The following is a 25,338-nucleotide window of genomic DNA, read 5'->3' as shown; positions in this document are numbered from 1 at the left end:
ACCCGTAGGGCGAGCTCGTGCACCCGCACGACCTCGCTCCGCCCTCGCACGCCCAAAAGCAGGAACTGATGCCCGTTCAACCCCTGGCGGAGCTCATACGCTTCGCCCGCCGCAACTCACCCTTCTACGCCGAGCTGTACGCCGGCCTGCCCGACCCGACCGCGCGGTTGACCAACCTCCCGGTCGTCCCGCAGGCCGAGTTCTGGCAGGCCAACACGCCCCGCGACAACCGGCTGCTGACCGGGCCGTTGGAGGAGGCCGTCGTCTTCAAGAGCGGTGGCACCACCGGCTCGCCGAAGTTCTCCTTCTACAGCCGGGAGGAGTGGCGGGAGTTCACCACCTCCTTCGGGGCCGGACTGGTCGACGCCGGGCTGCGCCCGGGGCACCGGGTCGCCGACCTCTTCTACGCGGGCGACCTGTACGCCAGTTACACCTTCATCCTCGACTCGCTGCACCGCTCGCCCGTCTCCAACGTCCGACTGCCGATCGGCGGGGCGGCGCCCCTGGAGTCGACCGCGCAGACCCTGGAGCAGTTCCAGGTCGAGGTGGTCGCCGGCACCCCGACGACGCTGTGCTCCCTGGCCGACCACCTCCTGGCCTCCGGCCGCGAACTCCCCTCCGTGGAAATGCTGTTGTTCGGCGGCGAGGGCCTCTACCAGGACCAGCAGCCGCTGTTGGGCAAGGTGTTCCCCAACGCCCGTGTCTCGTCGATCGGTTACGCCGCCGTCGATGCCGGGCTGCTCGGCCGCCCGGTACCGGGGCCGGACACCCGGGTACACCGGGCGTTCACCCCGGAGACGGTGGTGGAGATCCTCGACGACCACACCGGCGAGCCGATCGACACCGAGGGCGTACCGGGCCGGGTCGTGGTGACCGACCTGCGGCGACGGCTGATGCCCGTCCTGCGCTACCCCGTCGGGGACCGCGCGGAGTGGACCGACGTCGCCACCGGCCGGTTCCGCATCCTCGGCCGGGCCCAGGAGGGCGTACGGGTGGGGCCGGTGTCGCTGTACACCCAGGACGTGCTCGACCTCGTCCGGGCCGCCGACCCGGCCGGCCGGGTGATCGGCGTCCAGCTGGTGGTGCGCCGCTGGGAGGGCCGCGACGGGCTGGTCCTGCGGCTGGCCTGCGACGGGGACCCCACCGGGCTCCCCGAACTGGCCTCCGACGTCACGACCGCCGTCCACACGGCGCGGCCGCTGTACCCGGAGGCGGCCGCCGCCGGCCACGTCCACCCGCTGTCCGTCACGTGGGTGCGTCCGCACGAACTCGCCGTCAACCCGCGGACCGGCAAGCTGATCCGCGTCCTCGACGAACGGCCGCACTCGTGACGGGGGCCCGGGCTGCGGGAGCAGCCGAAGCGGTCGACACGACCGAGGCGGCCGCCCGCCACCTGCCGCTCGTGCTGCGCAACCGGCGCTTCGCCGCCGTCTGGGGCGCGCAGGTCCTCACCCAGGCCGCCGGACGGATGTTCCAGGTCGGCGCGGTGTGGTGGCTGATCGGCTACGCCGCCGGCCCGGACCGGGGCCTCGCCTCGGGCGCCTTCCTCGCCGTCAGCACCCTGCCCGCGGTGGCGCTGGCCCCGCTGGTGGCCGCGCTCATCGCCCGCCGCCCGCACCGCACGGTGCTGGCCGCCGCCGCGGCCGTCGCCGGTCTGGTCGCGCTCGGCACGGCCTGCTGGACGTACACCGCGACACCGCCGATGGCGGTCATGTACGGTGCCGCGCTGCTGCTGGCTGGCTGCCAGGCGGTCTTCGACCCCTGCCTGACCACGTCCGTCCCCGAGCTGGTCCAGGACGCCGACATCGAGGCCGCGACCGGCTTCGAACTCGCCACCCAGTCGCTGGCCGGCCTCGCCGGCGGGCTGCTGGGCCCGCTGGTGGTCGACGGCGCGGGTCTGCCCGGCATCGTCGCCGGGTGCGCCGGGGCCTACCTGCTGGCGGCCGCCCTGGTCGGCGCGACCCGCTTCCCGGGCACCCCCGCAGCCCCGGGCACCCCGGCCACCCCCGCAGCCCCGGGCGTGGACGGCCCGGCAACCGCGGACGTCCCGTCGCCCGCCGCCCGGCGTCCGCTGCGCCGCATCCTGGCCGGACTCCCGTTCATCCGCCGGGTGCTGCTCTGCTTCGCCGCCGCGAACGTGTTCACCACGGCGGTGTTCGTGGTGATGCCGCTGTACACCCGGACCGTGCTGCACGCCGACGGCTCGACCGTCGCCGCGCTGGAGGCGGCCCTCGGCGCCGGCACCCTGGTGGGCTCCTTCACGGGCGGCCGGCTCCCGGGCTCGCCGACCGCGGTCGGCGCCGGCTGTCTGGGCCTGATGGCCGCCGCGCTCGGCCTGCCCGGCCTGGCCGTGGGACAGGCGCCGGCCGTCGGGGCGATGGCCGTCGCCGGCTGGTGCGTCGGCGTGATCGGCGTACGGTTCGTGGCACTGTTCCAACGCCTGGTACCGGCCGAGGACCGCCCCGGTTTCTTCGCCGTCATGCAGGCGCTGCTCGGGGCGACCTTCCCGGTGTCCTCGCTGGCGTTCGGCCTGCTCGGCGACCACCTCCCGGCGCGCACGCTGTGCCTGGTCCAGGCCGTCGGCGTGCTGCCGGTCGCCGCCGCGCTGTGGTGGACCGGCCGCCGCGAACCGGCCCCGGCCACGACGCCGGCCACGAGCACCGACACCACCGCCACCGCCACCGCCACCGCCACCGCCACCGCCACCGCCACCGCCACCGCGCAGCCGAACGGGGCCGTGCGATGACCGTGACGCTCGCCCCGGCCGTACCGCAGGACGTCGCGCAGCTGCGGCAGCTCTACTTCGACGTCTACGGCCACGGCTACCCGGTCGCGCTCGGCAGCGACCCCGCCGAGATGCGCCGTCTGATCGACGACCCGCACACCCACTGGCTGACCGCCCGCCCCGAGGGTGCCGGCCGGCTGGCCGGTTCGGTGGCGGTGCAGACCGACCCCGGCGGCCGGATCGGCAAACTGGTGGGCCTGGCGGTCCATCCGGACCAGCGCGGCGCCGGGCTGGCCGGACAGCTGACCGCCGCCGTCTGCGCGGACGCCTTCGCCGCCGGCACCCTGGACTCGGTCTACGCGACCGCCCGGGTGGTCACCCCCGGCCCCCAGCAGGTCCTCTCCCGCAACGGCTTCCAGGCGCTCGGCCTGATGCCGAACGCCGTCGAGGTGGCCGGGTGCGAGAGCCTCGCCCTGTTCGCCCGGCACGCCGACGGCGTCCTGGCCCGCCGGGAGCGCGTCGACGCCGTGCCCCGGGCCCTGGTCCCGCTGCTGGAGGCGGCCCGGCAGAGCACCGGCGTCGACTACGGGCACCCCCGCCCGACGGACGCCCCCGCCCCGACCCTGGGACGGACCGCGCCGGTCACCGCGCCGATGGAGCTGGTCACCGCACCCGCCTTCGTCCGCCGCCGCTTCCTCGAACTCTTCCCCGATCCGGGGGAGCGGTTCTTCCCGCTGCACGTCCCGAACGCCGTACTCACCCCGCCGGACGGCGCGTTCGAGGCCTACGCCGACCTGGACCGGGTCGCGGCGAGCTGCTCGCTGATCGCGGTGCACCCGTCCCCGGCGGCCCTCACCGGGGCGCTGGAACCGCTGATGGCGGCCGTCACCCGGGCCGGCGCCGACTACGTCGAGACGCTGCTGCCGCTGGCCGACACCGCCGGGCTCGACGCGTTCCTGGCCGCCGGGTTCATCCCGAGCGCCGTCTACCCGGCGATGCGCCGGATCGGCGACCGGTTCCACGACTACGTGGTGCTCTCCCGCACCAGCCGTCAGATCGACTTCCGGGCCGCGGCCGTCAGCAGTCCGCTCCAGCCGTACCTGCTGGCCTACCTGACCGCCTGGACGTCGACCTACCTACCCATTCCCGAGGTCTCACGATGACTGACCACCTGACTGACCACCTGACTGACCACCCGGCCGACCACCCGGCCGACCGACCCGTGAACACCCATCTCGCGCCGGTCACCGTCCCCGACCCGGCCGCGCTCCCGCACGTCCAGCAGCTCTGCGACCTCGCCGCCCCGTACACGGCCGGGCCGGAGACCGACGCCTTGTTCGCCGCCGCGATGGCCGAGTCCCACGCCTGGCACGCACAGCGCTCGCCGTTCCTCCGGTCCCTGCTGGACGGCCCGGTGGAGAGCCCGGCGCCGACCGTCGGCGAGGGGATCCGCACACCCCTGGTGCACGCCAACTTCTTCAAGCGCCACGAGGTGCTCTCCATCCCCCGCGAGGACGTGTTCCTCCACCTCACCTCCTCCGGCACCACCGGCCAGAAGTCGCAGATGTTCTTCGACAGCTGGACGATCCGCTCCGCGCAGCGCATGGTGGCCCGCATCTTCGACCACTACGGCTGGATCACGCCCGACCAGCCCGTCAACTACCTGCTGTACAGCTACGAGCCGGCCCCGCAGCTGAAACTCGGCACCTCGTTCACGGACAACTACCTCTGCGACTTCGCCCCGGCGAACCACACCACCCACGCGCTGCGGCACACCGGCAGCGGCCACGAGTTCGACGTCCACGGCTGCATCGAGGCCCTACAGCGCTACGCCGAGGAGGGCCTGCCGGTACGGATCCTGGGCTTCCCGTCCTTCCTCCACTTCACCCTGGAGCGCATGCGCGCCCTCGGCCTCCCGCCGCTGCGACTCCCGGCCGGTTCCCTGGTCCTGCTCGGGGGCGGCTGGAAGGGGCACACCGACCGGCAGATCGGCAAGGAGCAGTTCTACGCCGGAGTGACGGAGCAGCTGGGCATCCCCTCGGACCGCATCCGCGACACCTTCGGCTCGGTCGAGCACTGCGTGCCGTACATCGAGTGCGGGCACCACCGCCTGCACGTCCCGGTCTGGTCGCGGGCGGCGGTGCGCGACACCCGCACCCTGGAGCCGCTGCCGTACGGCGAACGCGGGTTCCTCCACCTCGTCTCCCCGTACATCACCTCGGTGCCGGCGCAGAGCGTCGTCATGGGCGACCTCGCCTCGCTGCACCCCGGGCAGGAGTGCCCCTGCCCGCTGCCCACCCCGTGGTTCACCATCCACGGCCGCGCCGGGGTCAGCCGGAACCGCAACTGCGCGGCGGCCGCCGCCGAACTCCTGAAGGGGATGTCGTGACCACCGAACCCATGACCACCGAGCCCGTGGCCACCGAGCCCGCGACCGTTGCGCCCGCGATGGGTGAACTCGTCGGCACCGGGCCCCACTTCTGGCAGGGCTCGTTCATCGACGACGCCGAGGCCGCCCGCCGGCTCGCCGAGCTCCCGGCGCTCGCCGCCCGCGTCCTCGCCGAACCCCTGCCCACCGAACTGGTGTTGAGCGCCTGCCAACGCCTCGCCGACGCCCTCGCCACGCCGGGCAGCCCGGTCCGCACCCGCCTCCTCGCCGAACTCGTCACCGGCGGCGACGGTGTCGACCCGGACGAAGCGGCCGCGACGCTCGCCGAGATCACCGGCGCGATCGCCCGCCCGGCCCTGGAACTCAAGCTCCGGCGCGAACTCGGCGGACTGCGCCCCGAGCGGCTCACCCGGCCCGACGCCCGGGAGACCACCTTCGAGGCATGGGCGCCGGTCGGGCTCCTGGTCCACATCGCCCCCGGCAACGCCGCCGCCGTGGCCCCGCTGAGCGTGATCGAGGGCCTGCTCACCGGCAACCTCAACGTGCTCAAGACCAGCAGCAACGACACATTGCTCCCCCAGCTCCTGCTCGCCGAGCTGGCCGCCGCCGACCCGACCGGCGCGCTGGCCCGCCGGATCGTCGCACTGCGCTTCCCCTCCTCCCGCACCGAGTGGCTGCGCCTGCTGTGCGAGCCCGCCGACGCGGTGGCGGTGTGGGGCGGCGAGGACGCCGTCCGCTCGGTCGCCGAACTGGTCCCGGCCGGCTGCCGCCTGGTCGAGTGGGGCCACCGGATCTCCTTCGCCTACCTGACCCGTGACGCCTGGTCGGACCCGCGGACCCTGGACGCGCTCGCCGCCGACGTCTGCCGCTTCGAACAGCAGGCCTGCTCCAGCCCCCAGGTGATCTACCTCGACACCGAGGGCACCGAGGGCACCACCGCCGCCACCGAGGTCTTCGCCTTCGCCGAGCGCTTCGCCGCCCACCTCGCCGAGGCCTCCGCCCGCCTCCCCCGGCCCGCACTCGAACCGGCCGAGCACGCCGAGGTCACCACCACCGAACTCATCGCCCGCCTGGAGGAACACCTCGGCCTGACCCGGGTCCTGGCCGCCGAGGACGGGTCCTGGCGCGTCCTCGCCGACACCCGCCCCGCCCTGGCCGCCTCGCCGCTCCACCGCAGCGTCTGGGTCAAGCCGCTGCCCCGCGGCTCCGCCATGACGGTGCTGCGCCCGATGCGCCGCTACCTGCAGACCGCCGCGATCGGCGGCAGCCGGGCCGACGTCGCCCGGCTGTCGCAGGCGGTGCTCGCCGCCGGCGTGCTGCGGGTCACCCCGGTCGGCGGGATGCTCGACGGCTACCACGGCGAGCCCCACGACGGCGTGTACGCGCTCCAGCGCTACAGCCGCCGGGTCAGCGTCCGGGCCGACGAGGCCTTCGCCACCACCGCCTGCCTGGACGACCTGGCGGCCCCCGCCTTCGTCCCCGCCGCACCGAGCGGCCCGCTGCTGGACAAGGCCGGGGTGCAGGAGCAGTTGGGCGCCCTCGCTCCCGAGCACGCCCACCTCCACTTCCGCAGCGGCGGCAGCACCGGGGCCCCGGCCCTGTCGGTGTTCACCAACGCCGACTACGACACCCAGATGCGGGCCTCCGCCGACGGCCTGCTCGCCGCCGGGTTCGACCCGGCCCGGGACCGCGCCGCCAACCTGTTCTACTGCGGCGGCATGTACGGGAGCTTCATCAGCTTCTTCTCGATCCTGGAGCGCCTCAACGCCACCCAGCTCCCGATCGCCGCCGGCCCCGACCACGCCGCCACCGCCGAGGCCCTGGTGACGCACCGGGCGGACACCGTGTTCGGCATGCCCTCGTACCTCTGGCAGCTGTTCCACGACCAGGCCACCGCGCTGCGCGCGTACGGCGGGATCCGCAAGGTGTTCTACGGCGGCGAGCACTTCACGGCGGAGCAACGCCGGGTGCTCACCGAGGAGTTCGGCGTCGAGGTGATCCGCTCGGCGGCGTACGGCAGTACCGACCTGGGGCCGCTCGGCTACCAGTGCACCCACTCGGAGGGTTCGGTCCACCACGTCCTGACCGACCTGCACACCCTGGAGATCCTGGCCCCGGAGGCCGACACCCCGGCGCCCGCCGGGCAGCCGGGCCGCCTGGTCTTCACCAGCCGCACCCGGGCCGGGCAGCGCCTGGAGCGGTACCAGATCGGCGACCTCGGCCGCACCGTCGAGGGCGTCTGCCCCTGCGGCAGCCACACCCCCCGCATCGAACTCCTCGGCCGCTACGGGGACGTCGTCCGGGTCGGCACGTACTTCCTCAACGTCCGGCGCCTCGGCGCGGTGGCGCAGGAGGAGTTCGGCTACCAGGGCGAACTCCAGCTGGTCCTGGACACCGGCGCGGAGCGCGAGCACGCCACCGTCCGCCTCGACGAGCGCTACGCCCCGCCTGCGGCCACCGCCCGCGCCGCGTTCCTGGCCGCCGTCCCGGAGTTGGGCTCGGCCGTCGCGGAGGCCCTGCTCGACGTCACGGTCGAGACCGCCCCCTCCGCCGCCTTCGAACGGACGCCCACCAGCGGCAAGCTCCGGGCGGTGGTCGACCGGCGGCAGCCCACCGCGTGACGCCGGCCTGCGCCGGGCTCACCCCCGGGGCCACCCCCGGACCGGTTCAGGTCCGGGGGTGGCCCCGGCGCAGGTCCACCATCGCGAACACCTTGTCGTACCGGCGCTCCCCGACGGCCACGTAGTCCGGGAGCCGCCCGTACTCGGTGAAGCCGAGCGAGTAGTACAGGTGCAGCGCGTCGGCGTTGTCGCCGCGGGCGTCGAGGGTGAGCACCTCGATGCCCGCGGCCCTCGCGTCCGCGATCAACGCCGTGGTCAGCGCCCGCCCGATGCCCCGCCCCTGGGCGGCGGCGGACACCGCGAGCTTCTCCAGCTCCGCGTGCGGACGGTGCGTCGGCCGCCGGTGGCGCAGCCAGTAGCCGAAGCCGACCGGCCGCCCGCCCAGGTACGCCACCCGCAACGCCCCGTCCCCGGCCCGCGACCGCGCCACCACCTCCTCCACCAGCGCCGCCACCTCCTCCAGCGACGGCGGCTCCACCCACCCCAACGCGGCGCCCCCCAGCACCAACTCCGCCAAGATCGCCTGCGCCGTCCCCGCGAACTCCCCACCGACCGCCGCCGCCCCGACGATCACCAGGTCTCCGACACCCGCGGCACCACTCACGTTCCGGCTCATGCCCGGCACCCTACCCAGCCCACCACCCACTCCCGCCGGCCACTCCCGCCGCCCGCCGACCACCTCCCGACGACCACCTCCCGGATCAGTCGGCGCGGCCGCGGGGGAGGACGGCGCGGACGACGGCACCGGCGGGGGCGTTGCCGGCGGTGAAGGTGCCGCCGAGCTCCTCGGCGCGTTCGGCCATGGAGCGGAGGCCCACGCCGGACGTGGAGTCGCGGCCGGCGAAGCCCGCGCCGTTGTCGGCGACCTCGACGGTGACGCGGTCGGAGAGGGCGCGGAGGCTGAGCCTGGCGGCGGTGGCACCCGAGTGCCGGACCACGTTGTTCAGGGCCTCACCACTGATCCGGTAGACGGCGACCTCGACGGCGGCGGAGAGCGCGGGCAGCGGGTCGGGTCGCAGGTCGAGGGTGATCCGGAGGGCCCGGCTGCCGAGGGTGTCGGCAAGTCGGCGGAGCGCGTCGGCCAGGCCCTTGCTGTCGAGGGGGCCGGGCGTCAGGCCGCCGGTGATCCGCCGGAGTTCGGTGATCGCCTGGCCGATGCCCGCGGAGGCCGCGGTGAGCGAGGCGGCGGCCCCGGAGCCGTCGGGCAGGTCGGTGCCGGCGGCGTCGATGCGCAGGCGCAGGCCGGAGAGGGCGGGGCCGAGGCCGTCGTGGAGGTCGTGGCGCAGACGGCGGCGCTCCTCCTCGCGGGCCAGGACGAGCTGCTCCCGGCTGGCCCGGAGGTCCTCGGACAGGCCGAGCGAAGCGATCGCGGGCGATGCCTGGTCCGCGAGGAGGCCCAGCACCTCGCGGTCCTGCCGGTCCAGCTCGGACTGCCCGAGGCGGGGCGGCACCAGCAGCTCGCCGATCTCGGCGCCCTCGTAGGTGAGGGGGAAGCGGACGCCGGGCGGCTCGACCGTCCCGAGCCGGGCCAGCTCCCGCGGCCCGCTCCGGGTCCGCACCCGGACCACGGCGGCCGGCAGCCCGAGGGCCTGCACCACCGTCCGGCAGAGCAGCGGCGGCGCGTCCGCCGGGTCGACGGCATGGCTCATCCGCTCCGCCAGCTGCCGGACCAGCTGGTACGGGTGGGCCCGCTCGCCGTAGTAGTACCGGTCCACGGCGCGGCCCACCGCCCGGGCGGTGGGCCGCAGCAGCGCACCCACGGCCCCGGCCGCCACCACCTGCCACCAACGCGCGCCGGGCCCGGCGGTGGGCAGCAGGCGGTACGTCAGGCAGGCGGTGAGCAGGGCGCCGACGAACAGCAGCGCGCAGAACGCGAACGCCGCCAGGTAGCGCCGGGTGGCCCGGTCCAGCGAGAGTTGGCGGTCACGGCGGAAGGCGGCCATCGGCACCAGCATCCAGGCGGCCTCACCGGCCACGACGACCGCGTAGGGCAGCCACTCGCCGACGAAGTGCGGGACGACGGCCAGCACGCACCAGAGCAGGTAGGCGGCGATCACCGCCCGCAGGTACGGGTGCGGTCCGGGCAGGCGCCAGCAGCGGACCGCGGCCACCGTCAGGGTGAACACCAGGGTCGCGGCGAACTCCCTGACGGCGTACGGGCTGAGCCACCCGTCCAGCCAGGCGAACAGCGCGGTGTGGTGGAGCGGGTTGGGCAGGCCGTACCACGCGGGCACCTGGGCGGTGTTGCCGAAGGCGAGCAGGGCGCTCCAGGCGGCCACCGAGGCGGTGATGCCGCGCCAGGCCCCGCCGAGCAACCTGCCGTCGGGAAGCCAGAGCGGGAAGCCGATCACCACGGAGGCGTTGGCGATGTCGGCGGCCAGCATCACCCCCGCGACCACCGTGACGGCCGTCGGTCCGGCTCCGGCCAACGCGGCCGCCAGCAGCGTCACCATGCGCAAGGACTGCAGCAGACCGGCGAACAGCAGCAGCGCCCCCAGGGCCTGGCCGTTCCGGTTCACCACCAGGAACAGGCCGGCGAGCGTGAACGCCAGGCCGACCGCCACCCAGACGCCGTTGTAGAGGTACTGGTCGCTGACGCCCCCGACCCCGGGGTGGGTCAGCGCGAGGAGCGACCAGGCCGCCACGCACACCAGCGTGGTCCCGGCGGCCGCGAGGGCCGTGGCAACCCCGGCACCGCCGACGCCGAGCCCTCTCATCCGCCCACCTCCCTGCCGCACCCCATCCTGCCCGGCGCCCCGTCCCGACCGCACGGGCCACCGGTCCCTCTCCCGCCCCACGTGCACCACACCGGCCGAAGCACTGTATGGCTACACTCCGTGGCCGACCGGTGTCGAGCCGTACGTACGGTCACCGCCCGTCAGCGGGTGGGATTCGCCCGTTCGGCCGCGCCACGCGCGGTGCCCGCCGCCGCCGGGGCCCACCGAGGATCGACCGGGACACCCGTCGGACGGGTGGCGATACGTCAGCGGCGGCTGTGACCGTCCGCCGCGCGGGCCCTGGTCACCACCGGTCCGCGGCCGGCGACAGGCCCGCGGTGCGCGCGGCGACGCCCGCCTGGACCGCGAAGAGGCGGTCCCGCGCGTCCTGGTCGAGCGCGTGGAAGTGGCCGTGCGCCTCCAGGGCGACGAAGCCGTGCACGGTGGCCCAGGCCAGCATCAGGGCCTCCCCCGCGTCCGGCACCAGTGGGCTGCCGAGCCGGCCGCGCTCGGCCGTGTCGGCGACGAGTTCGGCCATGTGCTCCATCGCCCGCCGGGCGGCCACCACGGTCGGCCCGTCCGGCGGGGCCGCGTACCCGGGCACGGGGGAGCCGAAGATGAGGGCGAAGCGCTCCGGATTCCGCTGCGCCCAGGTGCGGTAGCCGGTGCAGGTGGCCACGAAGCGTCCGTCCAGGTCGTCCGGCGGCACGGTCCCGCCGGTCGCCGCCAACGCGTCCGACAGGCTGTCGTACGAGTCGGCGACCAGGGCGGTGAGCAGCTCGTCCCGGTCGGCGAAGTAGCGGTACAGCGCGGGCGGGGTCATCCCCATGACGCGGGCGATGTCGGTGAAGCGGAGGTTCGCCGCGCCGCGCTCGACGATCAGGCCCAGGGCCGTGTGCTTGATCTCCTCCACGGTGTCGGCGCGCAGCCGCTCACGGCGGCTCCGCCCCCCGCCCTCCTCGGTCGCCCCACCCGTCATCACATCTCCATCGGCTCGCTGCACCGGTCACCGCATTGACAATCCGTACCCGTCGAAGGAAACGTTACGCTTCATAAGACCCGTTATGAAGCGTAACGCTCTGCCGGGGGCCGCGCCCCTGACGACGCACGGAGGACCACTATGTCCCAGGGACCGCGCGAGGACCGGCGGACGGCCGCCGGGGGGAACGGGCCGCACAGGCCCGGCCCGCTCGGCCGAATAGCCGGTTGGAGCTTCCGCAACCGGGGCCGCACGGTGCTGCTCTGGCTGCTCGCCGCCGGCGCGGCCTTCGGCCTCTCGGCCGGCCTCGGCGGCAAGTACAGCGCGGACTACACCGCGCCCGGCTCGGACTCCCAGCAGGCCCAGCAGCTGCTGGCACGGGACTTCCCCGGGCTGGGCGGTGAGTCGATCAGCCTGGTACTGACCACCGACGGCAGCGTGACCGACGCCGCCACCCGCGACCGGGTCAAGGACCTGCTCGCCCGGATGGCCCAGGTGCCGCACGTCAACGGCATCGACGACCCGTACGGCCCGCGCGGCAGGGTGTCGGCCGACGGCCGCACCGCCCTCGGGCAGATCCGCCTGGACGTCGCCGTCGCCCCCGACATGCCGAAGGCGGACACCCAGCGGCTGCTCGACCTCGCCCGCTCCGTCGACGGCGGCGTGCGCGTCCACCTCGGCGGCATGACGGTCCAGCAGGCCGAGCAGGGCGCGATCGGCTCGGAGGCCATCGGCATCGCGGCCGCCGCCGTGATCCTGGTGATCACCTTCGGCTCGGTCGTGGCCGCCGGCCTGCCGATGCTCACCGCGCTCGGCGGGCTCGCGGTCAGCAGCGCCCTGCTGCCGGTCCTCGCCGCGATCATGCCGGTCCCGGACTGGTCGACCTCGCTCGCCGCGATGCTGGGGATCGGCGTCGGCATCGACTACGCGCTGCTGCTGGTCACCCGGTTCCGCGAGTGGCGCGCCGAGGGACTCGACCCCGAGGCCGCCACGGTCGCCGCGCTGGACACCGCGGGCCGCGCGGTCGTGGTCGCCGGGATGACCGTGGTGGTCAGCATGCTCGGGCTGTTCGCGATGGGCCTGTCGTTCATGCGCGGCGCCGCGGTCTCGGCGATCCTCTCCGTGCTCGTCGTGATCGCCGCGTCCGCCACCCTCTTCCCCGCCCTGCTCGGCTACCTCGGCCGCCACGTCGAGCGCCTCCGGCTGCCCGTGCCCCGGCGCCGCGCCGCCCGGGGCGGGAGCCCGGTGGGCGCCGGCTGGCTGCGCTGGAGCAGGCTCGTCGAACGTCACCGCGTCCTCGGCGCCGTCACCGGGGTCGTCGTCCTGCTGGCGCTCGCGGCGCCGTTCCTCGGCGTGCGCTTCGGCTTCCCCGACGCGGGCAACGACCCCGCCGGGCGCTCGAACCGGCTGGCGTACGACACGGTGGCCGCCGGATTCGGACCGGGCAGCAACGGACCGCTGGTCCTGGTCGCCGAGTCGGCGCCGGGCACCCCCGCCGACGCGACGGCCTCGCTGCCCGCCGCGCTGAAGGCGGTGCCCGGCGTCACGGCCGTGAGCCCGCCGGTGCCCGGCGCCGACGGCCGCTCGCTGCTGCTCACCGTCGTCCCGGACAGCGGTCCGCAGTCCGGCGCCACCAAGACCCTGGTCCGCGACCTCCGCGATCACGTCATCCCGGCCGCGGTCGGCCCCGGCGTCCGGGTGCACGTCGGCGGGGCGACCGCCGCCGCGATCGACAGCACCGACAACATCGCCGGCCGCATCCCGCTGCTCGTCGGCGGCGTGGTCACGGTGTCGATGCTCCTGCTCCTGGTGGCCTTCCGCAGCCTCGCCGTCGCCCTCAAGGCCGCGGTGATGAACCTGCTCTCCGTCGGCGCCGCGTACGGCGTGGTCGCCCTCGTCCTCGAAGGCGGCACCGCCGGCCGGTTGATCGGCATCGACAGCCCCACCCCGCTGCCGGCCTTCGTCCCGGTGCTGACCTTCGCCGTCCTGTTCGGCCTCTCGATGGACTACGAGGTCTTCCTGGTGAGCCGGATGCGTGAGGCCTGGCTGCGCACCGACGACAACGCGGAGTCCATCGTCAGCGGACTGGCGGGCACCGCGCGGGTGATCACCGCGGCGGCGGCCATCATGGTCGCCGTGTTCGCGGCCTTCGTCCCGGCGCCCGACCTGCCGATCAAGGTCATCGGCGTCGGCATGGGGTCGGCCATCCTGATCGACGCCACGCTGGTCCGACTGCTGCTGGTACCGGCCGTGATGCACCTGCTCGGCCGCGGCAACTGGTGGCTGCCCGGCTGGCTGGACCGCCGCCTGCCCCACCTCCACGTCGAAGGACACAGCGACTTCTACCAGCCGCACACCGCCGCCGAAGCACCCCGCTCCCCGGCGGCGGTCGGGTAGTCGCCACAGCGGTGGTCACCACAGCGGACCGCGGGCGCAGGTGAGATCAGCACGTCAGGTCGGTCTGTCGTCACGGCGGATTCGATGCTGCGGTGCCGGGCGGCGCCGTGCGCGAAATCGGGTACCGCCGACGTGCCCTCGCGCAGGTCGTCCAGGAACTGCCGGTAGGCGTGAGCGACCGCGTAGAGCGGCGCGTCGGCTCGGGGATCGAGGTGCGGGACGCGAACGTACGACTCCGGCACCGGCAGGGGAGCGAGTCCGGGGGAGGTTCCGCGGCCGCCTTCGAGGGCGACCGGGCTGAGCTGGGGATGGCCGACCGGGGCGGTGAGGACGAGATCGCCCTCGGTGCCGTTGATCTCCCAGCGGAAGTTGGTGCCCCGGGACATGCCTCCGCGGTAGTGGAAGGTGACCACCGCGCCGCCCGGCAGCCGTCCCGAGGCCACCACCTGGTCAGCGGCGGTCATGGGCACGGGCTGTCCGCTCTCGGTGTCCATGGCCGACGTACGCCGCGACGCCAGTCGGATCCGCAGCCCCTCGGGCTCCCCCAGGACGGACGCGAGTCCGTCGAGGGTGTGGCCGAAAGGAATGGTCAGCAGTGTTGCGCCGTTGGCGGCGTCGAGCACGTAGTGATCGCCGGGGCCGACGGTGGCGCCCCAGGCACCGCCGGAGCCGACGACCGTCGTCGACAGCACCTCCCCCACGTAGCCGTCGGCCACCAGATCCCGTGCGTACGCGAGGGCCGGATGCGACCGCGCCTGGAGTCCGACGACGGTCGGCACAGCGCGGCTGCGCGCTTCCCGCGCCATCTCCTCGGCCTCCGCGAGCCCGTTGCCCAAGGGCCACTCGCACAGCACGCTCTTGCCCGCGCTCAGCGCCGTCCGCACCAGTTCCCGGTGGTGCGGCACCTTCACCGCCACGACCACGAGGTCCACCTCCTCGCAGGCGACCAGTTCGGCCGCCGTCCCGAAGGTTCGGGAGACGCCGTGCTTCTGTCCGGAACGCTCCGCCGACTGCTTCGAACTCGTACTCAGGGCCTTCAACTCGTACCCCGGGACGGCCCGCAGCGCCGGCAGGTGGGAGCGTTCGGCCCAACTGCCGTGCGCCCCGAGGCCGATGATCCCTACTCCGATCGGCTTCTCGGACCGGACCAGCTCGGTGAGCGGTGACGCAGAGGTGTTCACGATGCGCAGCCTGTTCTGTGGGTGGATGGGGCGGAGATCCGCGCCCGGTGGGCACGGGAGTCCGGTCGGCCGTCGGCGGTCAGTTCCGTGCGCTTGCCGACGGATCCGGGCCGCGTTCGGAGTCCAGCAGCGCCATGAGGGGCGCGGCGTAGCGGGTTCCGGCCACCGCATCGGCTGGGACGGCCTCGTCGATCGCGCGGAGGTCCGCGTCGGTCAGGGCGACGTCGGCTGCGGCCAGGGCCTCCGCGACGCGGTGGGGTCGCCGGGCGCCCAGGACGGCCACGACGGTGCCGCGCTCGCGGCTCCGGGCGATGACCCAGGCGGTGGCGAGTTGCGCAACGCTGATGCCGCGCGCGTCGGCGAGAGGCCGCAACCGTTCGACGAGGGTGAGATTCGCGGCAAGGTTGTCGGGGTGGAATCGGGGCAGCCAGTGGGCGCGCGGGTCGCCTCCGGCGGGTTGCCGGTACGTGCCGGTGAGCAGGCCGTGCGCGAGGACCCCGTAGGCGGTGACGCCGATCCCCGACTCGCGGCAGGTGTCCAGGATGCCGTTGGCCTCGGGACCACGGCTGAACAGGGAGTATTCGATCTGAACATCGCAGATCGGGTGAACGGCATGGGCACGGCGGATGGTCTCGGGCCCCACCTCGGAGAGCCCGATGTGCCGCACGTACCCGGCCTGGACCAGCTCGGAGAGGGCGCCGATGGTGTCCTCGACCGGGGTGTCGGGGGCGAGGCGGGCGGCGCGGTAGATGTCGACGTGGTCGGCGCCGAGGCGGCGCAGCGAGTAGGCGAGCGCGTTCTTCACGTGGGCGGGACGGCCCTCGATGCCGACGAAGGATCCGTCGGGGCCGCGCAGAGCGCCGAACTTGACGCTCAGCAGCGCCTTTTCGCGATCGCCGGCACGCAGGGCACGGCGGATGAGGTCCTCGTTGTGGCCCATGCCGTAGAAATCGGCGGTGTCGAGGAGGGTGACGCCGGCGTCGAGGGCCGTGCGGATCGTGGCGATGGCGTCGGCCTCGTCGGCGGGGGCCGTGTGGTCGGACATGCCGGCGCAGCCCAGTGCGAGCGGGGGGACCTGCGGGCCGCCGGCTCCAAGGGGTCGGGTTTGCACGGTGCCTCCTGCGGGGCGGGAAGGATGGACGCGGCCGACAGGGGCTGCCGAGGGCGCAGCCGACTGCTAGCGTTGACATCTCAACACTAGGAAGAGGCGCGTTGATATGTCAACACCGAACGCGGGGGCCGCCGCTCCGGACGAGGCCACGACCGACGCCATGGGCGGGCCCGTCGATTTCTGGAGCGCCTTCAAACGCGCCCACGAGGTCGTCCGCGCCCGCGTGATCGCGGACACCGCCGAGGCGGCGGGCCTGTCCGAACCGGACCTGACGATCCTCGCCGACCTCAACAAGGCGGGAGGCAGCCTGCGCCAGAGCGAGCTCGCCGCGTCACTCGGCTGGGACCGCACGCGCGTCTCCCACCAGCTCACCCGCATGGGCAAACGCGGACTCGTCACCCGCGAACGCGCCGGCGGCGTCACCGTCGCCCTCACCGACTCCGGACGGGCGGCCATCACCGCCGTACACCCCGGCCTGGACACCGCAGTACGCCGCCACCTCACCGACAAGCTCTCCGCACAGGAGATCGAAACCCTGATCTCCGTGTTCCGCCGGCTGTAGGCGCCGGCACAGCGGCGCTCCGGCCGACCGCCGCCTCTCACCCGCGCCGGCGGCGGAGGACGAGTCAGCCCAGCCGGTCAGGGCGGCGGTCAGGGAGCCACTTCGCCACTTCCCCACTTCGCCACAGCAAGGTGACGGGAAGAATCGGCCCACCTACGTGGTGGACCGCCTCCGGTGGGCGGCGATGAGGTCGCGGTACCAGGCATACGACGCCCTCGGGGTTCGGCGTTGGGTCGCGAAGTCGACGTGGACGAGGCCGAAGCGCTGATTGAACCCCTCGGCCCATTCGAAGTTGTCGAGGAGGGACCAGGTGTAGTAGCCGCGGATGTCGAGGCCTTCGGCGGTGGCGGCGGCGAGGGCGTCGAGGTGGGTGGCGAGGTAGTCGATGCGGAAGGTGTCGTCGAGGTCCTCGGCGGTGGAGCAGCCGTTCTCGGTGATGGTGATGGGCGGCAGGGCCTTGCCGTAGAAGTCCCGCAGGTGGATGAGGAGTTGGCGGAGGGCGTCGGGGACGACGGGCCAGCCGAAGGCGGTGTGGGGGGCCTCGGGGATGTCGACGAGGTCGAAGGGCAGGCCCGGTTCGGTGGGGGCGGCGACGCGGGTGGGGTTGTAGAAGTTGAGGCCGAGGCCGTCCAGGCCGGGGGTGTGGATGAGGTCGAGGTCGCCGGGGTGGACGGCGCCGAAGATGTCGTCGGGGACGCCGAGGGCGGAGAGGTCGGGATAGCGGCCGAGGAGGACGGGGTCGGCGAACAGGCGGTTGTGCAGGGCGTCGTAGGCCGCGGCGGCGGCCGCGTCCTCGGGTGAGGAGGTGGCCGGCTCGACCGGGGTGAGGTTGTTGGAGAGCATCACCTCCAGGCCGCGGTCATGGAGGACGGAGGCGGCCAACCCGTGGGCGAGGAGCTGGTGGTGGGCGGCCGGGAGGGCCTCGAACATCAGGGTGCGGCCGGGGGCGTGGGTGCCGAGGGCGTAGCCGAAGACGGTGTGGACGAAGGGCTCGTTGAGGGTGATCCAGGTGGGGACGCGGTCGCCGAGGCGGTCGGTGACGACGGCGGCGTAGTCGGCGAAGTGGTGGGCGGTGTCGCGATTGAGCCAGCCGCCGTGGTCCTCCAGGGCTTGCGGGAGGTCCCAGTGGAAGAGGGTGGGGAGGGGGGTGATGCCCGCTTCCAGCAGCGCGTCCACCAGGCGGTCGTAGAAGGCGAGTCCGGCGGGGTTCACGGGCCCGCTGCCGGTGGGCAGGATCCGCGACCAGGCGAGGGAGAAGCGGTAGCCGTCGAGGCCGAGGCCCTTCATCAGGGCGATGTCCTCGGGGTAGCGGTGGTAGTGGTCGCAGGCGACCGCGCCGGTGTGGCCGTCGCGGACGACCCCGGGGCGGGCGGTGAAGGTGTCCCAGACGGACGGGCCGCGGCCGTCCTCCGCCACCGCCCCCTCGATCTGGTAGGCGGCGGTGGCGGCACCCCAGCGGAACCCCGCCGGCAGGTCGTAGCGGTCGGGCATGACAGCCTCCTGGCGCGAACACGACGGAAACGTGAGGGGTACTCATGTTACCGGCGGGGCGGCGGAACACCAGGGGAGGCGCATCGCTCCACGAAGATCGCAACACCCGATGGCTCTGAACCCACTTGATCCTCAGTGATCGAAAGGGCGTCCGACTGGTGTCCATCAGTCCAAATCCCGCCAGATCAGGGCCCATCGCGGCTGCCACACGTGATCCCTGATGACCCATCATGACGCCAGGACGCACATGAAGGGCTCAGCTCGTATCGGCCCAGCTCAACCCGAGCGGTCCGGACCCGAGGAGCAGCGTATGTGCCGCAACGTCCCGCCGTCCGTCCTGGCCCCCGTGGAGGATGCTGCTCGTGACGGCATCGAGCGCTTCGGCGCCGGGTGCCTGATCCACGACCGCGGCCGGATCCTGCTCCTTCGGCGGAAGCACGGCGGGTTCGTCCTCTTCGTCTTCGCCACCAGCGAGTTCACGGGCGAGCTGGCCGACGTCGAGCCGGACGAACACCTGGAGGTGCGCTGGCACCCCGCCTCCGACGTCATGCTCAGTCCGATGTTCCCGACCTCCAAGGCCGCGGTGGAAGCGCACCTGGCTGGCGGGCGCGCGTTCTCCACCCACGGATTCGACGCCGCCTCCGGAAGGCGGGAGCTCGTCCAGACATGACCGGCGCCCGTGGGGAACGCATGGACTACAGCACTTGGCCCCGAGTTGTCGCCGTGGACGTGGAGGGCAACGACGCCCAGCCGCCGGACCTGGTGGAGCTGGCAGCCGTCCCGGTGGTGAACGGCAGCCCGGCGCCCGGCCTCGACACGCTCCACCCTGATCCGACCGCCCCGGCCTGCCCGGCCACCCCCAGCCTCAGGAGGACCCGACCTCGCGGTGAGCGGCCCGACCCGAATCGAAAACGTGCTCTTCGGGGTCTTCGACCCGGGCTCGCCGAGAACCGCCGGGAACCTCCCGGCGCTTGGATGCGAAATCGAACAGGGAGCAGGATCAACCCCCATGGAAGAGCTGCTGCAAGTTGCCAACTTGGTTGCCAATAAGCTGAATTCGCGCTTCAAGGACGATCCCGAAAAGCTCCGGATGCTGCAAGGACTCAAGGTCCAGGAGGAGGCCGGCGAGCTCGCCCAGGCCATCATCGGAGCGCTCGGGGTCAGCCCGAACAAGGGCCACTCCCACACCTGGGACCACGTGCGCGCCGAGGCGTGCGACACCGCCCTCACCGCCCTCGTCACGCTCTGCATGCTCGGCGGCGACCCCGAATGGTTCCTCACCGAGCACCTGCGCACCATCCGCACCAAGACCGAGGGCTGGGAGGGCACCGCTTGAGCAGCACGCAGCAGCTCGACCTGACGGCCGAGGACGAAGCCGAGATGATGGAGTACCTGCCGCCCGAGAGCGACGCCGAACTCATCTCCGGCCGCAAGGCCGGCGTGTTGGCCACTGCCCGCGCCCGTTCGTCGCCTGGCTCCAGAGCGAGGTACGCCCCGGCGACGTCGTCCTTGTGAAGGGCTCCCGCTCAGGGAAGCTCTGGCAGGTCGCCGAGACCCTGGCCGGGCAGCCGGTCACAGCCTGGGGCGACTGGAACCGTACGAAGGAGGAGACCACCGCATGATCTCGTACAAGCTGCTCGCCGAACAGGCCCTGACCGAAGGCATCCAGAAGCTCGCGGCCGGAACCGTGGTGCGCGACCCGCAGGGCCGCATCCTGATGCTGCGCCGCAAGCAGGACGACGTGCTGCCCGGCCTGTGGGACTACCCGGCCGGCGGGCTGAACGACGGCGAGGACCCCCGGGACGGGGCGATCCGGGAGCTGGCCGAGGAGACCGGCCTCCACTGCTCCGACATCGAGTACGTGCGGGCCCTGGACTTCGTCGACACCCGAGGCCGCCTGACCCGTCAGTTCGTCTTCACCTGCACGGTCCCGGACGAGACCGCGGTGACCCTCTCCGAGCACGACGCCTTCGGCTGGTTCCGCCCGGACGAACTGCCGCCGACCAGCGACGGCTACCGCGAGGTGATCGCCTGGCTCACCCACCGCCTCGCCGCGGGGTGGCAGCCCGCCAGCCGCTACCTGGGCACGATCGACCGGCCGATGACGTGGGCCTGCTTCCTGGCGCGCGACCACGAGGGCCGCGTCCTCGGAATGCGCAACTCCGTGGACACCGAGCGCTGGGACTGGCCGGGCGGGAACTCCGAGCCCGGCGAGTCCCCGTTCGACACCGCCCTGCGCGAGGCCCGTGAGGAGATCGGCCTCGACCTGCTCGCCGAGAACCCGGACCCGGTCGGCCGACAGCGGCTGATCGCCGTCATCCACCAGCAGGCCGACCACGTCCGCCCCGTGCCGTCGATCGGCTGGGTCTTCGACGGCGGCACGCTCACCGATCAGCAGCAGGCCCGCATCGTCCTCGACCCGGCCGAGCACTGCGAGTTCCGCTTCGAGACGGACTACACCTGGCGTCACTTCATGACGCCGCAGGAGTACCGGGACCTGCTCCAGGTGCTGCGCGCCGCCCGCTCCGGTCGGGTGCTCTACATCGAGCGGCCGACCCCGGCGCACCAGGACTTCGAGGGCGTCGTGGTGTTCGTCACCACCCCGGACGGCGAGCTGCTGGTGCACCACCGGGACGACAAGGAGGGCATCGCCTGGCCGGGGTACCGGACCCCGATCGGCGGGTGGCGTGAGCACGACGAGACGCCGCGCGAGACCGCGACCCGGGAGGTGTTCGAGGAAGCCGGGATCACCATCACCGACGTCCGGGAGCTGCCCGGCCCCCGCCACGAGCACGTCTCGGCGATGACTCGCGTCCTGCACGCGGTGTACACCGGCCCGAAGGACGCGATCCGGCTCGGCGACGAAGGGGTGGGCATCGCCTGGGTGCCGTTCTCCGAGGTCGCCGCACTCAAGACCCCGCCGTACGTCGCCCACTACCTCGACCTGATCGGAGCCTGAGCATGTCCGGGAGGTGGCCGCCCTGATCCGGGCCGAGCTCACCGCCGCCGGCCCGGAACTCCCGCCCGCCGAGACGCACTTCTGGTGGCACATGTCGTGCGGCTACGGTGTCCAGGACACCGACACCCCCGAACTCGCCGCCCGCTCGGACCGCCTCGCCTCCGACCTCGGCCGCCGGATCCGGCCCGGAATCCGCACCAACGCCACTGTCTCCAGCGTGTGGCCGGTGTGGGAACGCCAGCACCCCGCTCCAGCCCCCTGCTACGCCTTCGAGCGCGCCCGCCGTTTGCGTCTCGGCCAGTCCTGACCCAGCAGCGGCGAGGCCGCGCCGCCCCACGCGTAACGGCTGCCGCACCAACGTGACGGAGAAGCGATCGTGGAGAAGTTCGTTCCGAAGTTCCAGGGCGCGCCGTGGCCCGACGGCGCCCGCGTCCTGCACGTCTACGCCGTTCCGGACCTGCAGTCCGACCTCGCCCTGGCCCGGCTGGTCGACGAGTGCCGGGAGGCGATGAGCCCCTACCCGATCACGCCGCTCGGCGACGGCACGCTGCACTGCACCATCGAGATGGTCGCCGACACCACCGCCGACAAGATCGCCCCGGAGGAACGCGACGACCTGGTAGCAGCCCTCCACACGCACCTGGCCTTCACCGGCCCGCTGGAGGTCACGGCCGGCTCCCCGATCGCCAACCGAGCCGGGGCCTTCCTGGACCTCGGTCCCGATGAGAGCCTGGTCGACCTGCGCGAGCGGGTCCGCGATGCGATTCGCGAGGTCCGCGGGCCCGGCGCGCTGCTCCACAACGGCGGCCGGCACCACATCTCGCTCGGCTACGCCTGGGCCGAGGTGTCCTCCGACGCGCTGCAGACGGCCCTGCGGAAGATCTCGCCCAGCCACGCCTCCGTTCGCTTCAGCGCGCTCCAGCTGCTCGACGTGACATTCCAGCAGTTCCCACGTCCGGGTGGCGAGTCGGCCTGGGAGCTGTCCTGGGAGCCCGTCGCGACCATCCCCCTCGCCGGCGGCTCCGACGGCGCCGAGCCGTCGCAGCCCGCTCGCTGACCCCGCGTTCGCCGTCCCCGCCCGGCGCGTGCGTGCGCCGGGCGGGGAAAACCAGTCCAGCAGGCCCCGCACCGCAGCCCGTTCCCAGGAGGAACCGCATGTCCGACGCCACCCTCCCCACCCCGGACCTCACCGCCACCGCCCCGGCCGCCATCGACTGGCCGGCTCTTCTCCAGCAGGGGACCGGCCCGACCCAGGCCGAGTTCCGCCGACTCGTCGAGCAGACCACGCACTACCACGGCTACAGCCCCGCCCTCGTCTGGGGAAACCTGCAGACCCGCGCCTACGCCGAGGAGGTCCTGCGCCTCGTCGTCGACCTGCACGGCATCCCGCGGGACATCGAGGCCGGTGCCGCCGAGCGCGTCGCCCGCGCCCAGTACTTCGGCGTCGGCGGACGCACCTTCCACGTCCTGCTCGGTGAGCAGGCGCTGCGCACCGGCATCGGCGGCCCAGAGGTCATGCGGGCCCAGCTCGAACACCTCCTGGAGGCCCTGGCGTTGCCCGGCCTCGCCCTCGGCATCATCCCCACCCGCGCGCGGCTCGCTGTCTACCCCGGCGACGGATTCGGGATCTTCGACGGCACCCGAGTCGAAGTCGAGGGCTACCGAGGGGGCGAGACGATCACCGGCGACCGTGTCCAGATCTTCCACCGGGCCTTCGACCGGCTTCACGAGTCCGCCGTGTACGGAGACGACGCCCGGGCCATCATCACCACGGCCCTGCACACCGCCTGAGCTCCGACCACCGCTTCCACACCCGCGAAGGACACCCCCGATGTCGACCACCTCCACCGTGCCCGTCGTCCGCACGGGCGAGCGCGCCGGACAGGACAACCGCCCCACCGAGGACCGGATCGTGGTGCTCGACCACGCCCTGGTCGTCCTGGACGGCGTCAGCACCGTCACCGACGAGCAGCCACGCGGCGGCTGGTACGCCGGCGCCCTCGGCGAGCGGATCGCCGACCTGCTGACCCGAACACCCCGCGCCGACCTTCGAGACGTCCTCACCGCCGCCATCGGCGGCCTCGCCCGCGACCACCACCTGATTCCCGGGCGCTCCCCGGCCGCGACCGTCGCCGTCGCCCGCCTCGCGGACCACCAGGTCGACGTCGCCGTCCTCGGCGACAGTCCGATCACCGCCATCCACCGCGACGGCACCCTCCTGCAGCTCCGGGACGACCGTCTCGCGCACCTCGTCGACGCCCAGCCCCAGGCGTCCCTCTACCGGTCCCGGCTCCGCGACGGCCACGGTTTCGACGAGCGCCACCGCGAAATCCTGCGCGAACTGCGGGACTTCCAGAACACCCAGGTCAACCGCCCCGGCGGGTACTGGATCGCCGAAGCCGACCCCGAGGCCGGCCAGAACGCCATCACCGCCACCTGGCCGACCGACGGCCTGACCGACCTGCTCCTCGCCACCGACGGCATCACCGAGGCCGTCGACTCCTACGCCCTCCTCACCTGGCCGCACATCGCCGCGCTGTCCCGGGCGCACGGACCGGACACCGTCATCGACAGGATCCGCTCCTTCGAGGCGGCGGACCCGGACGCCCGCCGCCACCCGCGCTACAAGACATCGGACGACGCAGCCCTGGCCCACTGGCTCCTCGCCTGATCTGCGGGAGTGTTCGGTCGGTCCTCGGCAACCCACCGGCGGGGCGGCGGAACGCCAGAGGACCCGGTCGGCGCGAGGCCCTGGGTGTCATCGTGCCGGGTCGCCCAGGTTCGCGTCCTGACCATGTGGTCGGCGACCACAGCAGGGTCGCCGGGGTATGGGTCGCCGCCATAGGGAGGGCACTCCGGCGTTCGTAGGGTGTCGCGAACCGGCGGCGCGATGCGGAGGAGTGGACGCGGCATGGAACACGGCTCGGGGAGAAGCAGTGGTGGGCGCAGAGGCGCGGGTTGGCTGCTCGCGACCGTGCTGGCGCTGGTGGGCGTGGTCGTCCCGGCGGGGCGGGCAGCGGCGGCGGTGCCCGCCAACCTGAGCCTGGAGGCGACCTACGGCACCGTCGCCAACGGCTGGGACCGCGTGGAGCGCTACCTCGACACCACCGCCGGCTTCCGGCAGGAGCAGTACCCGCCGGACGGCCGCGGCGACCAGGACGGGCAGCGGCTGACCTTCTTCGGCGGCGTCAAGCAGCCCTTCTCCGGCCGCTTCCTGCTCTACTCGGCCCCCGGCTGGAACACCGGCGCGCACCCGGTCCCGGTACTGCTGGTGCACGGCGCCAACGACAACCCGGACCGGGCCTGGGCCAACCCCGGCGAGTCCGGCGGGTACGGCTGCGGCTCGGCCTCCTGCCCGAACACCGGGCTGATGCAGAACCTCGCCGGGCGGGGCTACCGGGTGTTCGCGATCGGGTTCGCCCACAAGCAGGGCGACAACCTGATGCAGGCCCAGGAGGTCGGCGACGCCGTCGCGCTGATCCGCGCCAAGCTCGGCGTCCCGCAGGTCGACGTGGTGGGCTGGAGCAAGGGCGAGATGTCCGCGCGGGCCTACGTCTCCTCGGTGAAGCCCTCCTGGGGCCGCCCGTACGCGGGCGACGTGCGCAAGCTGATCACCCTCGGCGGCCCGAACGGCGGCTACGACTACCCGTTCGCGCACGGGTGGGCGCACGACTTCTCGATCTGGCCGCAGTGCGGCGGCGCGGTCAACGCCCCGTCCCCGCACCTGCGCATGACCTGCTACGGCACCTACACCGCGCACCCGGAGTTCTCCTTCACGGCGGCGGGCGGCTACGACGACTACCCGGGGCAGCGGCAGATGCTGGCACGCTGGGACTCGGTGTTCGGCGTCGACCAGACCCAGCAGGACTGGTACACCACCTACTACGGCGGGCAGGGCTTCTACACCGACGGCGGCGGCATCCAGGCCGCGATCGACGCCGGCTCGCTGATCGCCCCGCTGCACCGGGCCGGAGTGCCCTCCTCGGTGACGGCGTACCTCCTGGCCGGCGGCACGCCGAGCATCGTCGGGATCTTCAACGAGAACCGGGGGCCCAGCGACGGCGTGGTGTTCGTGTCCAGCGCGCTGGACACCACCGGCTTCGGCACCGTCGGCGGCACCGCGCTGATCCCCCTCGCCAACCACCTGCAACTCGGCTGGGACGGCGCCGCGGGCGCGCAGGTCGCCGGCTGGCTGAACTGAGGACG

22 protein-coding genes are annotated in these 25,338 nt (G+C 73.5%); 16 read left to right on the top strand and 6 right to left on the bottom strand.

Features of this window, described 5'->3' with window-relative positions; all coding sequences use genetic code 11:
- The first annotated feature begins 68 nt into the window (after positions 1 to 68).
- Genes ACFXOZ_RS04085 through ACFXOZ_RS04065 form a run of 5 tightly spaced genes read left to right on the top strand, consistent with a single transcriptional unit; the run spans position 69 to position 7,735 of the window.
- The gene (locus ACFXOZ_RS04085) at positions 69 to 1,331 is read left to right on the top strand and encodes a phenylacetate--CoA ligase family protein (protein ID WP_380587243.1); all 1,263 of its coding nucleotides are present in this window, start codon (positions 69 to 71) and stop codon (positions 1,329 to 1,331) included.
- On the top strand, positions 1,328 to 2,746 hold the full coding sequence (locus ACFXOZ_RS04080; RefSeq protein ID WP_380587241.1) for an MFS transporter: 1,419 nt from the start codon (positions 1,328 to 1,330) through the stop codon (positions 2,744 to 2,746). Before ACFXOZ_RS04085 ends, ACFXOZ_RS04080 begins: the two co-directional genes overlap by 4 nt.
- The gene (locus ACFXOZ_RS04075; RefSeq protein ID WP_380587238.1) at positions 2,743 to 3,888 is read left to right on the top strand and encodes a GNAT family N-acetyltransferase; all 1,146 of its coding nucleotides are present in this window, start codon (positions 2,743 to 2,745) and stop codon (positions 3,886 to 3,888) included. The genes ACFXOZ_RS04080 and ACFXOZ_RS04075 overlap by 4 nt, the downstream gene beginning before the upstream one ends.
- Positions 3,889 to 3,947: 59 nt before the next feature.
- On the top strand, positions 3,948 to 5,114 hold the full coding sequence (locus ACFXOZ_RS04070) for an acyl-protein synthase (protein ID WP_380587297.1): 1,167 nt from the start codon (positions 3,948 to 3,950) through the stop codon (positions 5,112 to 5,114).
- Positions 5,111 to 7,735 carry an acyl-CoA reductase gene (locus ACFXOZ_RS04065; protein WP_380587235.1) on the top strand — a complete coding sequence of 875 codons (2,625 nt, stop codon included), beginning with the start codon at positions 5,111 to 5,113 and terminating at the stop codon, positions 7,733 to 7,735. Before ACFXOZ_RS04070 ends, ACFXOZ_RS04065 begins: the two co-directional genes overlap by 4 nt.
- 46 nt (positions 7,736 to 7,781) lie before the next feature.
- On the opposite strand, the gene ACFXOZ_RS04060 is transcribed toward ACFXOZ_RS04065, so the two are convergent.
- The 3 genes from ACFXOZ_RS04060 to ACFXOZ_RS04050 all read right to left on the bottom strand — a co-directional run bounded on the left by ACFXOZ_RS04060 (position 7,782) and on the right by ACFXOZ_RS04050 (position 11,431).
- Complete coding sequence (locus ACFXOZ_RS04060) at positions 7,782 to 8,351, bottom strand: GNAT family N-acetyltransferase (protein WP_380587232.1); 570 nt, start codon at positions 8,349 to 8,351, stop codon at positions 7,782 to 7,784.
- Between the two features lie 85 nt (positions 8,352 to 8,436).
- A complete protein-coding gene (locus tag ACFXOZ_RS04055) occupies positions 8,437 to 10,452 on the bottom strand; it encodes a sensor histidine kinase (RefSeq protein ID WP_380587229.1) in 2,016 nt (671 codons plus the stop codon).
- A gap of 304 nt (positions 10,453 to 10,756) precedes the next feature.
- Positions 10,757 to 11,431 (bottom strand): TetR/AcrR family transcriptional regulator, encoded by a 675-nt coding sequence (locus tag ACFXOZ_RS04050; RefSeq protein ID WP_380531126.1) that lies wholly within the window; start codon positions 11,429 to 11,431, stop codon positions 10,757 to 10,759.
- 141 nt (positions 11,432 to 11,572) lie between these two features.
- Between ACFXOZ_RS04050 and ACFXOZ_RS04045 the strand changes: the two genes are divergently transcribed.
- Positions 11,573 to 13,828 (top strand): MMPL family transporter, encoded by a 2,256-nt coding sequence (locus ACFXOZ_RS04045; RefSeq protein ID WP_380587226.1) that lies wholly within the window; start codon positions 11,573 to 11,575, stop codon positions 13,826 to 13,828.
- On the opposite strand, the gene ACFXOZ_RS04040 is transcribed toward ACFXOZ_RS04045, so the two are convergent.
- Positions 13,774 to 15,009: a Gfo/Idh/MocA family protein gene (locus ACFXOZ_RS04040; protein WP_380587224.1), complete on the bottom strand. Its 1,236-nt coding sequence runs from the start codon at positions 15,007 to 15,009 to the stop codon at positions 13,774 to 13,776. The two genes, ACFXOZ_RS04045 and ACFXOZ_RS04040, sit on opposite strands and share 55 nt — an antisense overlap.
- A 79-nt stretch (positions 15,010 to 15,088) precedes the next feature.
- Complete coding sequence (locus tag ACFXOZ_RS04035) at positions 15,089 to 16,120, bottom strand: aldo/keto reductase (RefSeq protein WP_380587221.1); 1,032 nt, start codon at positions 16,118 to 16,120, stop codon at positions 15,089 to 15,091.
- A 106-nt stretch (positions 16,121 to 16,226) separates the two neighbouring features.
- Here ACFXOZ_RS04035 and ACFXOZ_RS04030 point away from each other — a divergent pair, with 106 nt between their 5' ends.
- Positions 16,227 to 16,682, top strand: a complete 456-nt coding sequence (locus ACFXOZ_RS04030; protein WP_380587218.1) for a MarR family winged helix-turn-helix transcriptional regulator — start codon at positions 16,227 to 16,229, stop codon at positions 16,680 to 16,682.
- Between the two features lie 153 nt (positions 16,683 to 16,835).
- Here ACFXOZ_RS04030 and ACFXOZ_RS04025 read toward each other — a convergent pair whose 3' ends face one another.
- Complete coding sequence (locus ACFXOZ_RS04025) at positions 16,836 to 18,173, bottom strand: GH1 family beta-glucosidase (RefSeq protein ID WP_380587214.1); 1,338 nt, start codon at positions 18,171 to 18,173, stop codon at positions 16,836 to 16,838.
- A gap of 310 nt (positions 18,174 to 18,483) precedes the next feature.
- Here ACFXOZ_RS04025 and ACFXOZ_RS04020 point away from each other — a divergent pair, with 310 nt between their 5' ends.
- The 9 genes from ACFXOZ_RS04020 to ACFXOZ_RS03980 all read left to right on the top strand — a co-directional run bounded on the left by ACFXOZ_RS04020 (position 18,484) and on the right by ACFXOZ_RS03980 (position 25,333).
- Complete coding sequence (locus tag ACFXOZ_RS04020; RefSeq protein ID WP_380587212.1) at positions 18,484 to 18,843, top strand: hypothetical protein; 360 nt, start codon at positions 18,484 to 18,486, stop codon at positions 18,841 to 18,843.
- A 339-nt stretch (positions 18,844 to 19,182) separates the two neighbouring features.
- On the top strand, positions 19,183 to 19,509 hold the full coding sequence (locus ACFXOZ_RS04015) for a MazG-like family protein (protein WP_380531105.1): 327 nt from the start codon (positions 19,183 to 19,185) through the stop codon (positions 19,507 to 19,509).
- Positions 19,506 to 19,688: a hypothetical protein gene (locus ACFXOZ_RS04010; protein ID WP_380531102.1), complete on the top strand. Its 183-nt coding sequence runs from the start codon at positions 19,506 to 19,508 to the stop codon at positions 19,686 to 19,688. Before ACFXOZ_RS04015 ends, ACFXOZ_RS04010 begins: the two co-directional genes overlap by 4 nt.
- 103 nt (positions 19,689 to 19,791) lie before the next feature.
- Positions 19,792 to 21,132 carry an NUDIX domain-containing protein gene (locus ACFXOZ_RS04005; protein ID WP_380587210.1) on the top strand — a complete coding sequence of 447 codons (1,341 nt, stop codon included), beginning with the start codon at positions 19,792 to 19,794 and terminating at the stop codon, positions 21,130 to 21,132.
- 13 nt (positions 21,133 to 21,145) lie between these two features.
- Positions 21,146 to 21,439, top strand: coding sequence for a hypothetical protein (locus ACFXOZ_RS04000; protein ID WP_380587209.1), 294 nt, complete (start codon positions 21,146 to 21,148; stop codon positions 21,437 to 21,439).
- 69 nt (positions 21,440 to 21,508) lie between these two features.
- Positions 21,509 to 22,189 carry a hypothetical protein gene (locus ACFXOZ_RS03995; RefSeq protein WP_380587206.1) on the top strand — a complete coding sequence of 227 codons (681 nt, stop codon included), beginning with the start codon at positions 21,509 to 21,511 and terminating at the stop codon, positions 22,187 to 22,189.
- 98 nt (positions 22,190 to 22,287) lie between these two features.
- Complete coding sequence (locus ACFXOZ_RS03990; RefSeq protein WP_380587203.1) at positions 22,288 to 22,923, top strand: DUF5753 domain-containing protein; 636 nt, start codon at positions 22,288 to 22,290, stop codon at positions 22,921 to 22,923.
- Positions 22,924 to 22,963: 40 nt separating this feature from the next.
- Positions 22,964 to 23,803 carry a PP2C family serine/threonine-protein phosphatase gene (locus tag ACFXOZ_RS03985; protein ID WP_380587200.1) on the top strand — a complete coding sequence of 280 codons (840 nt, stop codon included), beginning with the start codon at positions 22,964 to 22,966 and terminating at the stop codon, positions 23,801 to 23,803.
- A gap of 240 nt (positions 23,804 to 24,043) precedes the next feature.
- Positions 24,044 to 25,333 (top strand): esterase/lipase family protein, encoded by a 1,290-nt coding sequence (locus ACFXOZ_RS03980; protein ID WP_380587197.1) that lies wholly within the window; start codon positions 24,044 to 24,046, stop codon positions 25,331 to 25,333.
- The last annotated feature ends 5 nt before the right edge of the window (positions 25,334 to 25,338 follow it).

This window comes from Kitasatospora sp. NPDC059160 (genome assembly GCF_042755465.1).
In the GTDB taxonomy this organism is placed as follows: Bacteria; Actinomycetota; Actinomycetes; order Streptomycetales; family Streptomycetaceae; genus Kitasatospora.
This window is presented reverse-complemented; position numbering and strand designations above follow the sequence as displayed.

Coding starts and splice junctions, on each gene's coding strand:
- ACFXOZ_RS04085 (WP_380587243.1), top strand. CDS start 69: ATGCCCGTTCAACCCCTGGCGGAGCTCATACGCTTCGCCCGCCGCAAC.
- ACFXOZ_RS04075 (WP_380587238.1), top strand. CDS start 2,743: ATGACCGTGACGCTCGCCCCGGCCGTACCGCAGGACGTCGCGCAGCTG.
- ACFXOZ_RS04060 (WP_380587232.1), bottom strand. CDS start 8,351: ATGAGCCGGAACGTGAGTGGTGCCGCGGGTGTCGGAGACCTGGTGATC.
- ACFXOZ_RS04055 (WP_380587229.1), bottom strand. CDS start 10,452: ATGAGAGGGCTCGGCGTCGGCGGTGCCGGGGTTGCCACGGCCCTCGCG.
- ACFXOZ_RS04050 (WP_380531126.1), bottom strand. CDS start 11,431: ATGACGGGTGGGGCGACCGAGGAGGGCGGGGGGCGGAGCCGCCGTGAG.
- ACFXOZ_RS04045 (WP_380587226.1), top strand. CDS start 11,573: ATGTCCCAGGGACCGCGCGAGGACCGGCGGACGGCCGCCGGGGGGAAC.
- ACFXOZ_RS04030 (WP_380587218.1), top strand. CDS start 16,227: ATGTCAACACCGAACGCGGGGGCCGCCGCTCCGGACGAGGCCACGACC.
- ACFXOZ_RS04025 (WP_380587214.1), bottom strand. CDS start 18,173: ATGCCCGACCGCTACGACCTGCCGGCGGGGTTCCGCTGGGGTGCCGCC.
- ACFXOZ_RS04020 (WP_380587212.1), top strand. CDS start 18,484: ATGTGCCGCAACGTCCCGCCGTCCGTCCTGGCCCCCGTGGAGGATGCT.
- ACFXOZ_RS04015 (WP_380531105.1), top strand. CDS start 19,183: ATGGAAGAGCTGCTGCAAGTTGCCAACTTGGTTGCCAATAAGCTGAAT.
- ACFXOZ_RS04005 (WP_380587210.1), top strand. CDS start 19,792: ATGATCTCGTACAAGCTGCTCGCCGAACAGGCCCTGACCGAAGGCATC.
- ACFXOZ_RS03990 (WP_380587203.1), top strand. CDS start 22,288: ATGTCCGACGCCACCCTCCCCACCCCGGACCTCACCGCCACCGCCCCG.
- ACFXOZ_RS03985 (WP_380587200.1), top strand. CDS start 22,964: ATGTCGACCACCTCCACCGTGCCCGTCGTCCGCACGGGCGAGCGCGCC.
- ACFXOZ_RS03980 (WP_380587197.1), top strand. CDS start 24,044: ATGGAACACGGCTCGGGGAGAAGCAGTGGTGGGCGCAGAGGCGCGGGT.